Origin of the sequence: Streptomyces sp. NPDC021212, assembly GCF_044332925.1 — a bacterium.
Taxonomy (GTDB): domain Bacteria; phylum Actinomycetota; class Actinomycetes; order Streptomycetales; family Streptomycetaceae; genus Streptomyces.
Genome location: NZ_JBIRPZ010000002.1, coordinates 202,678 through 212,821 on the forward strand (window position 1 = coordinate 202,678; position 10,144 = coordinate 212,821).

Annotated in this window: 9 protein-coding genes; 5 read left to right on the plus strand and 4 right to left on the minus strand. The window is 71.6% G+C overall.

Annotated elements, in window-relative coordinates; translation table 11 throughout:
- The first annotated feature begins 320 nt into the window (after positions 1–320).
- The 4 genes from ACH4SI_RS05125 (at position 321) to adh (ending at position 4,980) form a co-directional block, all read left to right on the plus strand.
- Positions 321–1,574: a glycoside hydrolase family 18 protein gene (locus tag ACH4SI_RS05125; RefSeq protein WP_398292739.1), complete on the plus strand. Its 1,254-nt coding sequence runs from the start codon at positions 321–323 to the stop codon at positions 1,572–1,574.
- A 260-nt stretch (positions 1,575–1,834) separates the two neighbouring features.
- Positions 1,835–1,990, plus strand: coding sequence for a hypothetical protein (locus ACH4SI_RS05130; protein ID WP_398292741.1), 156 nt, complete (start codon positions 1,835–1,837; stop codon positions 1,988–1,990).
- A 46-nt stretch (positions 1,991–2,036) separates the two neighbouring features.
- Positions 2,037–3,389 carry a GAF domain-containing protein gene (locus tag ACH4SI_RS05135; RefSeq protein ID WP_398292743.1) on the plus strand — a complete coding sequence of 451 codons (1,353 nt, stop codon included), beginning with the start codon at positions 2,037–2,039 and terminating at the stop codon, positions 3,387–3,389.
- Positions 3,390–3,456: 67 nt separating this feature from the next.
- Positions 3,457–4,980, plus strand: a complete 1,524-nt coding sequence (gene adh, locus ACH4SI_RS05140) for an aldehyde dehydrogenase (RefSeq protein ID WP_398292745.1) — start codon at positions 3,457–3,459, stop codon at positions 4,978–4,980.
- Between the two features lie 64 nt (positions 4,981–5,044).
- Here adh and ACH4SI_RS05145 read toward each other — a convergent pair whose 3' ends face one another.
- On the minus strand, positions 5,045–5,281 hold the full coding sequence (locus ACH4SI_RS05145) for a DUF3311 domain-containing protein (RefSeq protein ID WP_398292747.1): 237 nt from the start codon (positions 5,279–5,281) through the stop codon (positions 5,045–5,047).
- Positions 5,282–5,367: 86 nt separating this feature from the next.
- Between ACH4SI_RS05145 and ACH4SI_RS05150 the strand changes: the two genes are divergently transcribed.
- Positions 5,368–6,867, plus strand: coding sequence for a sodium:solute symporter (locus tag ACH4SI_RS05150; RefSeq protein ID WP_398292749.1), 1,500 nt, complete (start codon positions 5,368–5,370; stop codon positions 6,865–6,867).
- A gap of 19 nt (positions 6,868–6,886) precedes the next feature.
- Here the strand turns inward: ACH4SI_RS05150 and ACH4SI_RS05155 are convergent, their stop codons facing one another.
- From ACH4SI_RS05155 to ACH4SI_RS05165, 3 genes are read right to left on the minus strand one after another with little or no spacing between them, the layout of a single operon-like run.
- The gene (locus tag ACH4SI_RS05155) at positions 6,887–8,143 is read right to left on the minus strand and encodes an MFS transporter (RefSeq protein ID WP_398292751.1); all 1,257 of its coding nucleotides are present in this window, start codon (positions 8,141–8,143) and stop codon (positions 6,887–6,889) included.
- Complete coding sequence (locus ACH4SI_RS05160) at positions 8,140–9,399, minus strand: GNAT family N-acetyltransferase (RefSeq protein ID WP_398292753.1); 1,260 nt, start codon at positions 9,397–9,399, stop codon at positions 8,140–8,142. The genes ACH4SI_RS05155 and ACH4SI_RS05160 overlap by 4 nt, the downstream gene beginning before the upstream one ends.
- A gap of 35 nt (positions 9,400–9,434) precedes the next feature.
- On the minus strand, positions 9,435–10,127 hold the full coding sequence (locus ACH4SI_RS05165; protein WP_398292755.1) for an aspartyl/asparaginyl beta-hydroxylase domain-containing protein: 693 nt from the start codon (positions 10,125–10,127) through the stop codon (positions 9,435–9,437).
- Positions 10,128–10,144 lie beyond the last annotated feature (17 nt).

The following is a 10,144-nucleotide window of genomic DNA, read 5'->3' on the forward strand; positions in this document are numbered from 1 at the left end:
CGATGGCGGCGTACGCGCCCTGTGGGGCGGCGCCGCCCGTGTCCTGCCTCGCCGCCGGTCCTCCCGTCGGATCGCGAACGGGTGATGACCTGCACCGTGGCGGTTGGAGTATGCCCGATCCGAGGGCCCGCGTCACCGATGTGTCGATCTTCAACAAAGTTCGTTCCGTCCGGCTGCCACCCGGACGGAATTGGCCCAGACCATTGACCCCACTGGTCTAGTCCTTCTACCGTTCTCCCACCCTGCCCTGCGCGTGCATGTCAATATCGGGGCAGGTCGTCGGGCACTGCACCTCCCCTCACCCCCACCGAGGAGAATCCATGCTCAGACCACGCGGAATACGGACGGCCGTCGCGGCCCTCTCGACGGCGGTACTGACCGCCACCCTGCTGGCGGGCGCGGCGACGGCCAGCCCCGGCACCGCCACCGCGACGGAGTCCCCCGCCACCGCCACGGCTCCGGAGGCGGCCGGAGCCAAGGTCGTCGGCTACTTCACCGAGTGGGGCATCTACCAGCGGAACTACCACGTCAAGAACGTGGAGACCTCCGGCTCCGCCGCCAAGCTCACCCACATCAACTACGCCTTCGGCAATGTCACCGGCGGCAAATGCGCGATAGGTGACGCGTACGCCGACTACGACAAGGCGTACGACGCGGCCGGCAGCGTCGACGGCAAGGCCGACACCTGGGACGCAGGGGCCCTGCGCGGCAACTTCAACCAGCTGCGCAAGCTCAAGAAGCTGCACCCGAACCTCAAGGTCCTGTGGTCGTTCGGCGGCTGGACCTGGTCGTCCGGGTTCGGCGAGGCGGCGAAGAACCCCGCGGCGTTCGCCGAGTCCTGCTACAACCTGGTCGAGGACCCGCGCTGGGCGGATGTCTTCGACGGCATCGACATCGACTGGGAGTACCCCAACGCCTGCGGCCTGAACTGCGACACCAGCGGCCGGGCCGCGTTCCGAGACGTGATGGCCGCGATGCGCGCCAAGTTCGGCCAGAACAACCTGGTCACCGCCGCGATCACGGCGGACGCCTCGTCCAGCGGCAAGATCGACGCCGCCGACTACGCGGGCGCCGCACAGTACGTCGACTGGTACAATCCGATGACGTACGACTTCTTCGGCGCCTGGGACGCGCAGGGCCCGACCGCCCCGCACTCCCCACTCACCTCCTACAGCGGCCTGCCCAAGGCCGGCTTCACCACCGACGCCGCCATCCAGAAGCTCAAGGGGCTCGGCGTCCCGGCCTCGAAGCTGCTGCTGGGCATCGGCTTCTACGGACGCGGCTGGACCGGCGTCGGCCAGGCCGCCCCCGGGGGCACCGCGACCGGCGCCGCGCCGGGTACGTACGAGGCGGGCATCGAGGACTACAAGGTGCTCAAGACCAAGTGCCCGGCCAACGGCACGGTCGCCGGAACGGCCTACGCGCACTGCGGCAACGAGTGGTGGAGCTACGACACCCCCGCCACCATCGCCGGGAAGATGACCTACAAGCAGCAGCAGGGCCTCGGCGGCACCTTCTTCTGGGAGCTGAGCGGCGACACCGGGAACGGAGAGCTGATCAAGTCCATCAGCTGACTCCCACGGGCAGTCGGCCACGGAGCCGGGAGCCATGCGCTCCCGGCTCCTTCGTACCCGCCAGTAGCCCAGCGCGCAAGCGCCTCACGCACATGCGTCACGCATGCGCCGAAATCCCGCGCTCCGCTGAACCGATCCGACATCGGAGCCGTATCGCAACGCGGCTTGTTCTGACTATTGCGGGGCATCCGCCTCACAAGGAAATCTGAGCGCTGGGGTGGCCCTGACCGGCCCGTTGCGCATGAACCAAAGGATCGATCATGAGTTCCGAGCAGTGCCCGAGCTGTGGCGGCCAACTCGCCGTCAACCAGGACGGGTGGAAGATCTGCCACTCCTGCGGCTACGCCTCACCGCCCGGCTTCGCGCCCGCCCCCGCGCCCAGCAGCTACGTCGTCCCCCTCGCCCCTCCCACCTGACCCTCCTCCGTCCCACCCGACCCTCCGTACCGTTGAGCGAGGCCCCGTGGTCAATCCCTGGCTGGCGATGGCATCCGGCACCGATCCGGCGGAGCGCACCCGTGCGGTGCGCCGTGCCCACGAGGCGTTCCTGACGGAGGGGGCCGTCGGCCCGACCGTCCGCCCGGTGGTGGCGGACTCCTGGCGCCGCTCGGCCGACGCCCGGGTGGCGCAGGAATGCGTGGCGCCGATCGACCTGGCGGACGACGCGCTGGAGGCGTACCGGGCGGACCATCCGCTGGCCGGGGTGATGCCACTGTTCCGCGAGTTGCTGGGGAGCATCGCGCACGACGGCGCCCATCTCCTCGCGGTCTGCGACGACCTCGGCCGCATGCTGTGGGTGGAGGGGCACACGGGCGTACGAAACCGGGCCGAGCGGATGAACTTCGTGGCCGGGGCGCGCTGGGACGAGCGCCACGCCGGCACCAACGCCCCCGGCACCGCGCTCACCCTCGACCACGCCGTGCAGATTTTCGCCACGGAACACTTCAACCGCAGCGTGCAGCCGTGGACCTGCGCCGCGGCCCCCATCCACGATCCGCACTCCGGGCGGCTGCTGGGGGCTGTGGACCTCACCGGCGGCGACCATCTGGCCGCCCCGCACAGCCTCGCCCTGGTCCAGGCGACCGCCCGCGCCGCCGAGGCGCAGCTGGCCGCCCTGGCACCCCCGGCGCGCGGACCGCGCGTGTCCCTGACGGCGCTGGGCCGCGACGAGGCGCTGCTGGTCACCGAGGGGCGGCGGCTACGGCTCGGGCGGCGGCACAGCGAGATCATGGTGCTGCTCGCGGGCCATCCGGAGGGGCTGAGCGGCGACCGGCTGGCGCTGGAGCTGTACGGGCCGCGGGCGGACCACCGGTCGCCGGTGACGCTGCGCGCCGAGATGTCCCGGCTGCGGCGGCTGGTGGGCCCGCTGCTGGGCTCGCGCCCGTACCGATTGTGCGCGCCGGTGCGCACCGATGTGAGCGTGGCGGCCGAGGAGTTGGCGGCCGGAGCGGTGTCGACGGCGCTGCGGGCGTATCCGGGGCCGCTGCTGCCGATGTCGGAGGCGCCCGGGGTGTGCCGGATGCGGGGGACGCTGGAGGACGGGCTGCGGCGGGCCGTCCTGTCCCACGGGGACGCGGAGCTGCTGCGGCGCTGGGCGCAGACGCCGTGGGGCGAGGACGACTTGGAGGTGGCGGAGGCGCTGCTGGCCGCCCATCCGCCGCACTCCCCCGGCCGGACGGCCCCGGCGGCGCGGGTGCGGCGGCTGCGCGAGGTGTACGGCCTGGAGGGCGGCGGCGCGGAGGACGGCCACCTGAACAGCGGTCACAGGGACGGCGGTCACAGCGACGCAACGTTGCCGCAACGTTGCCGCGTCTAGCCTCCCCCTCATCTCCGCCCGTCCCGTGACGGGCGGAGCCCGCAGGTACGACAGGGAGGGCCGCCCCATGACGCGTTACGCAAACCCCGGCTCCGAGGGATCGGTTGTCACCTACCAGCCGCGCTACGACCACTGGATCGGCGGGGAGTACGTACCCCCCGCCAAGGGCCGGTACTTCGAGAACCCGACCCCGGTCAACGGGCAGCCGTTCACCGAGATCGCCCGGGGCACCGCCGAGGACGTCGAGCGGGCCCTGGACGCCGCGCACGCGGCCGCGCCCGCCTGGGGCCGTACCGCGCCCGCCGAGCGCGCCGCGGTGCTGCTGAAGATCGCCGACCGCATGGAGCAGCACCTCGAAGAGCTGGCGGTCGCGGAGAGCTGGGAGAACGGCAAGCCGGTACGGGAGACCCTGGCCGCCGACATCCCGCTGGCCATCGACCACTTCCGCTACTTCGCGGGGGTGATCCGGGCCCAGGAGGGCAGTCTCTCCGAGATCGACGACGACACGGTCGCCTATCACTTCCACGAGCCGCTGGGCGTGGTCGCCCAGATCATCCCGTGGAACTTCCCGATCCTGATGGCCACCTGGAAGCTCGCCCCGGCGCTGGCCGCGGGCAACGCGGTGGTCCTCAAGCCCGCCGAGCAGACGCCCGCCTCGATCCACGTCTGGATGAACCGGGTCGCCGACCTGCTGCCGCCCGGCGTCGTCAACATCGTCAACGGCTTCGGGGTGGAGGCCGGAAAGCCGCTGGCCTCCAACTCGCGCGTCGCCAAGGTCGCCTTCACCGGCGAGACCACGACCGGCCGGCTGATCATGCAGTACGCGAGCGAGAACCTGATCCCGGTCACGCTGGAACTCGGCGGCAAGAGCCCGAACATCTTCTTCGACGACGTCTCGGCCGCCGACGACGACTTCCTCGACAAGGCCCTCGAGGGCTTCACGATGTTCGCCCTCAACCAGGGCGAGGTGTGCACCTGTCCGTCGCGTGCGCTGATCCAGGACGGCCACTACCAGGACTTCATGGACGCGGCCGTGGCCCGTACGGAGAAGATCGCGCAGGGGCATCCGCTGGACACCGACACCATGATGGGCGCGCAGGCGTCCAACGACCAACTGGAGAAGATCCTCTCCTACCTGGACATCGGCAAGCAGGAGGGCGCCCGCGTCCTCACCGGCGGCAGCCGCGCCGAGCTGGGCGGCGAGCTGGAGGGCGGCTACTACGTACAGCCGACCATCTTCGAGGGCGGCAACCACATGCGCGTCTTCCAGGAGGAGATCTTCGGTCCCGTGGTGGCCGTGGCCCGGTTCGCGGAGTTCTCGGACGCGATCGAGATCGCCAACGACACGCTGTACGGGCTGGGCGCGGGCGTCTGGACCCGCAACGGCACGGCCGCCTACCGGGCCGGCCGGGCGATCCAGGCGGGCCGGGTGTGGACGAACTGCTACCACGCCTACCCGGCCCACGCCGCCTTCGGCGGCTACAAGCAGTCGGGCATCGGGCGCGAGACCCACAAGATGATGCTGGACCACTACCAGCAGACCAAGAACCTGCTGGTGTCGTACTCCCCGAAGAAGCTCGGCTTCTTCTAGACACCCGAAGAGGGCGCCTGACCCGGGCCGTTGCCCGGGTCAGGCGCCCTTCGCGCGCACCGGGTCAGCGGTCCCGCGGGGGCCGGACGAGCAGATGCGCGGCGAGCATGGCGACGATGCAGCCGGGCACCCAGGCCAGCTGGTACCAGTAGAAGAACGGCACCCCGGCCAGCCGCGGCCGGTCCTGCGCGTACCAGGGGACCCACAACAGCGCGACGACGGGGGCGAGCAGGCACCCGGCGGCGGCGAAGCGCCGCCATGGCCGTCGCCGCCCGGGGGCCGCGAGCGCCGGCTCCGTCACCAGGACCTCCTCATTTCTGCCGGTCTGTGCGAGAGTTGCCGTTGCCTGCGATTCGGTTGACAGGTTCGGCGTCCAAGGGGGGGACGATGGTTGACGGTCCATTGGCCGCGGCGTTCCTCGCCGTCGTCGGTGGGGCCTCGCTGCTCGCCCTGACAGCCCGCCGGCTGAACCCGAACGACGACCTCCCCTCGCTCGAACGCTGGGCACTGGCCGACCGGAGCCTCGGCACCGGCTGGGCCTGGCTGCTGCTGGGCGGCACGGTGTTCACCGCGTACACCTTCACCGCCGTCCCCGGCATGGTCTACGGGCGCGGCGCCTCGGCCTTCTTCGCGCTGCCGTACACGGTGATCGTCTGCCCGCTGGCGTTCGTCCTGCTGCCCCGGATGTGGAGCGTGTCGCGGGAGCACGGGTACGTCACCGCCGCCGACTTCGTCCGCGGCCGGTACGGCTCGGCGCCGCTGGCCCTGGTGGTCGCCCTGACCGGCATTCTGGCCGCCATGCCCTACCTCGCGCTGCAACTCCTCGGGATTCGCGCGGTGCTGAACGCCACGGGGCTCGTCTCCCGGGCCGGCCTCCGCGACCTGGCGATGATCGCGGTCTTCGCCGGACTGGCCGTGGCCACCTACCGGCACGGACTCCGCGCGCCCGCCGTGATCTCGCTGCTCAAGTGCGTCGCGGTCTTCGGCTCGACGCTGGCGGTCTGCTGGCTGGTCCTGGTCCGCCTGGGCGGCCCGGGCGCCGTCTTCGAGCGGGCCGCGGACCGCCTCTCGGACTCCTCGGCGCACGGCTCCCTCATCCTCTCCTCCGGCCAGCAGCCCGCGTACGTCACGCTCGCCGCCGGTTCGGCCCTGGCCCTGCTGATGTATCCGCACGTCCTGACCGCGGCCTTCGCCGCCTCCAGCGCGCCCGCCCTGCGCCGGGTCAGCATCGCGCTGCCGCTGTGGACCAGCGTCCTCGCGCTCTTCGGCATGCTCGGTATCGCCGCCCTCGCGGCGGGCGTGCACGTCCCCGCGAACAGTGCCGAGACGGCCGTCCCGATGCTGGTCGACCGGCTGCTGCCGGGCTCGCTGGCCGGGCTGGTCCTCGGCGCCATCGCGATCGGGGCGATGGTCCCGGCCGCCGTGATCTCGATCGCGGCCGCGACGTCCTTCGTGCGGAACGTGTACGTCGAGTACTTCCACCCCACCGCCACCCCCAAGCGGCAGGTGCGGATCGCGAGGATGGTCTCGCTCATCGCCAAGGCCGGGGCGGTCGTCTTCGTCCTCGGGCTGCGCCACCAGGACGCGATCAACCTCCAGCTCCTCGGCGGCGTCTGGATCCTCCAGGTCTTCCCCGCCGTCGCCATCGGCCTCTACACCCGTTGGCTGCACCCGCACGCGCTGCTGACCGGCTGGGCCACCGGGATGCTGTTCGGCACGGTCATGGTGATACGTGGGGGCTTCTCCCCCGTCGTGCCGCTCGGCTTTCCCGGCAGCTCGCTGGAGATCTACGCCGGTCTCGTCGCCCTCCTGCTCAACCTCGCCGTCACGGTGACCGGCACCGCCCTGCTGAACCGTTTCGGTACGGGATGGCGGCCCTGCCGCTGACGGCCACTCAGTCGCGGCCTCAGCCGCGGCCTTCGCGTGAACGGCCCGATCCGGACGCCGCCGCCATCGACAAGGTCACCGTGGCGAGCGCCAGCAGCTCGACCCCGGATCCGGCCAGCGCGAGCGTCGTGACCGACCCGTGCTCCATGGCGAGGCCACCCAGCGCGCCCCCGACCGCGAGGCCCAGATAGGACGACGAGCCGTTCAGCGAGAGGGCGACCGTCGGTTCGGGAATGTCCATGCTCGCTATCCGGTGGTTCTGGGCCGGAGGAAGGGCCCACGACGCCAGGCTGATCACGCACAGCAGCAGTCCGAACAGCACCGTCGTGCCCCAGGAGCCGTCCGGGGCGAAGGCGGCGACCGGCACCATGGCGGCCAGCCCCACCAGGAGCACGGCGACGGCCCCGTGGTACGCCCGGCCGCCGCCGTACTTGTCGGCCGCCCTGCCGCCGACGGCACTGCCGAGGAGCGCCGCGAGCCCCGACACCAGCAGGAACGCGCTGACCCCGGCGGCTCCCACCCCCGTGACCTCCCTCGCCAGCGGCGCGACGTAGACGACGACCGTGAACTCGCCCGCGCACGCGAGGACGTTGGACAGCAGCGCGGTGAGAACCCCGGGGTGGGCCGCCGCGGTGAGCCGCTGCCGGAGGGTGACCGCCGACGGTGCGGGCACCTGGGGAACGGCCACCGTCAGCACGGCGGCCGCGACCGTGGCGAGAACCGCCACCAGGACGAGCGTCGCCCGCCAGTCGCCGATGGCGCCGATCAGGGTGCCGAGGGGGACGCCCAGCGCCGTGGCCGCCGACATACCGCCCGCGACGATGGCGAGTGCGCGGCCGCGCCACTGCTGCGGGGTGACGCTCACCGTGATGATCATGGCGCACGGCAGATAGAGCCCCGCCCCGACGGCGGCCAGGACGCGCGATGCCATCAGGGTCGGGTAGCCGGGAGCCAGGGCCCCCAGCAGATTGGCGGCGATGAAGACCGCCAGCGCGATCAGCAGCAGCCGTTTGCGCCCCAGCGCGCCGGTGACCGCGGCCAGGACCGGCGCCCCTATCGCGTACACCAGGGCGAAGACGCTGATCAGCTGGCCCGTCGTGGCCGGGGACACGTCGAAGTCGGTCGCGATCCGGTCGAGCAGTCCGCTGATGATGAGACTGTCCGTGCCGATGCTGAAGGCGCCGAGGGCGAGCGCCAGGAGCAGCACCCGGTTCGGTCCGTCGTGCGGGGCGCCCGTCTTCGTACCCGTGTCGCCGGCGGTCCCATTCGCCGTCATGGCAGTCCCACCGCTCCGTGTCCGCTCGTGTACCGCTTCAGGAACGCGGCGTTCCGTTCGTCCACCAGGCCGAGCAGATCCCCGAGTTGCCCCAGCGCGGTCGCGTCCGGTGTCCAGACCCACAGCTCGCGGGCCTCCGTCACGGCGCCCCGGCGCGTCTTCGCCTCGAATCCCTCGAGACCGAGCCGCACCGTCGCGGCGCCGCTCGCGATCGCCGTCCGGACCGGGTGGTAGAACGCGGCCCAGGGATACGACGCGCCGCGGTCCTCGACCCCGTAGTCGCAGCCGTAGGTCATGAAGACGACGCTCTTGCCACCTTGCAAGTGCAGGGCGCACGCGATGATCCGGCCGTCCTTGCGCACGGCCGGAACGCGCACCGCGTCCGGCAGCCGGCCCGCCAGCTCGATCCGCGCCCGGCGGATCGCCTCCGGGTCGGCCAGACCGCCGTGCTTGACGAGCGTCCTGGCCTCCAGCTCGGCGATCCGCTCCGCGTTGCCGGCCAGGTCGACCTCCCCCGCGGACAGACCGGGGATGTCCCGTAACCGCCGCTCCTCCAGGCGGTACAGACGGCGCCTGCGGCTGGGCAGGGCGGCCAGGAACTCCTCGTAGTCGCCGAACCCCGCGGTCTTCATCTCGGACGCGCCCGTCATGGCCCCACCACGGAAGCCGGCCTCGGCGAGCACGGCCCGCAGCACGCCGTCCCGGGGCCTGACGAACGGAAAGGCGACCGCCCCCGCGCCCCGTGCCGCCGCCTCGGCCTGCGCCGCCCCGACCAGCCGCCTGACCAGCTCCTCGGACTCGGCCGGTGCCGCCTCGGGATGGCACAGCACCTCACTCCGGTCGAATTCCCTGACCACGAGGCAGGGCCCGACCGACCGGGTCAGCACCTGCCAGAGCGGCTCCGCGCCGTCGCGCTCCTCCCGCTCCCCCGCCGCGCCGTGCACGAGCGCGCGCTGCGCCCGCCGGAGGGAACGGGCCCGGTCCTCGTCCTCGCCGTCGTCGATCCGCAGGACCGCCTCCGAGCCGAGGAACTTCCACGGATCGCTGGTCAGACCGCTGCCCGGGACGGCGAGGACGCCACGGAGGGCGCCCCGCAGCCTCCCCGCGGCCGACCGCGCCGTGATCAGCACGCTCTCCCCCGGCTCCAGATACTCGCGGAACTGGAGGAACCCGCGGCTGGAGTCGATGTCCGCCTCCCGGGTCAGTTCCTCCCACTCGGCGGGCTCGATCTCGTCCACGCTGCGCAGAACGCTCAAGCGCGGCACGTTGACGACCACCGGCCCTGCGGGCACTAGATGTCACCGCCCGACTGCTTGATGAACTGGGCCGACCACTTGCGCTTCGACCGCAGGCTGAGCCGGTTGACCGCGTCGGGAACCAGACCCATGGGGCGGCGGATGTCGACGATCAGCATGACCCTGCGGCCGTCGCTCTCGTTGTAGACCTCGTGCTCGAAGGTGTCGTCGATGAGGATGCCCTCGCCCTCTTTCCACGTGTGGATCTCCTGATCCACACGGAGCCGGGGAGGGTTGTTCTCCGGGACCGTCAGCGGCAGGTGGTATCGCAGAATACCGGCGTACGGGCCCTCATGTGCCTTGAGTGTGACACCGGGTTCGAGGATGGCGATGATCGCGTTGACGACGCGCGGGGTGCGCTCGGCGAAGTCCACGAACAGCGGGCAGTCCCGGTAGGCGTCCGGGTTGGTCTCGCCCAGCATGTACGCGTAGTACAGCCGCCAGTCGGTGGAGACCTCCGCGGCCCGCAGTGGGTCGATGTCGCCGTACGGACGGACGTTTCGCGACTCGATCAGCTTGGTCACCTCGGCCTTGATCTGGTCGAACTGGTGGTCAAGCTTCCGCGACTCCGGGAAGAGCACGTGCGGGGACATGATCCGGAAGCGGGTGCGGCCGCCGCCGCGCCGCAGGAAGTAGCGGTTGAGCGCGTTGCGCACGCCTGGGTGGTTGATGCTCAGGGAACCCTTCACGGCTGTCTCTCCTTCGG

Bases quoted from the DNA above. Each gene is read 5' to 3' on its own strand.
- ACH4SI_RS05125 (WP_398292739.1), top strand. From the start codon at position 321: ATGCTCAGACCACGCGGAATACGGACGGCCGTCGCGGCCCTCTCGACG.
- ACH4SI_RS05130 (WP_398292741.1), top strand. From the start codon at position 1,835: ATGAGTTCCGAGCAGTGCCCGAGCTGTGGCGGCCAACTCGCCGTCAAC.
- adh (WP_398292745.1), top strand. From the start codon at position 3,457: ATGACGCGTTACGCAAACCCCGGCTCCGAGGGATCGGTTGTCACCTAC.
- ACH4SI_RS05150 (WP_398292749.1), top strand. From the start codon at position 5,368: ATGGTTGACGGTCCATTGGCCGCGGCGTTCCTCGCCGTCGTCGGTGGG.
- ACH4SI_RS05155 (WP_398292751.1), bottom strand. From the start codon at position 8,143: ATGACGGCGAATGGGACCGCCGGCGACACGGGTACGAAGACGGGCGCC.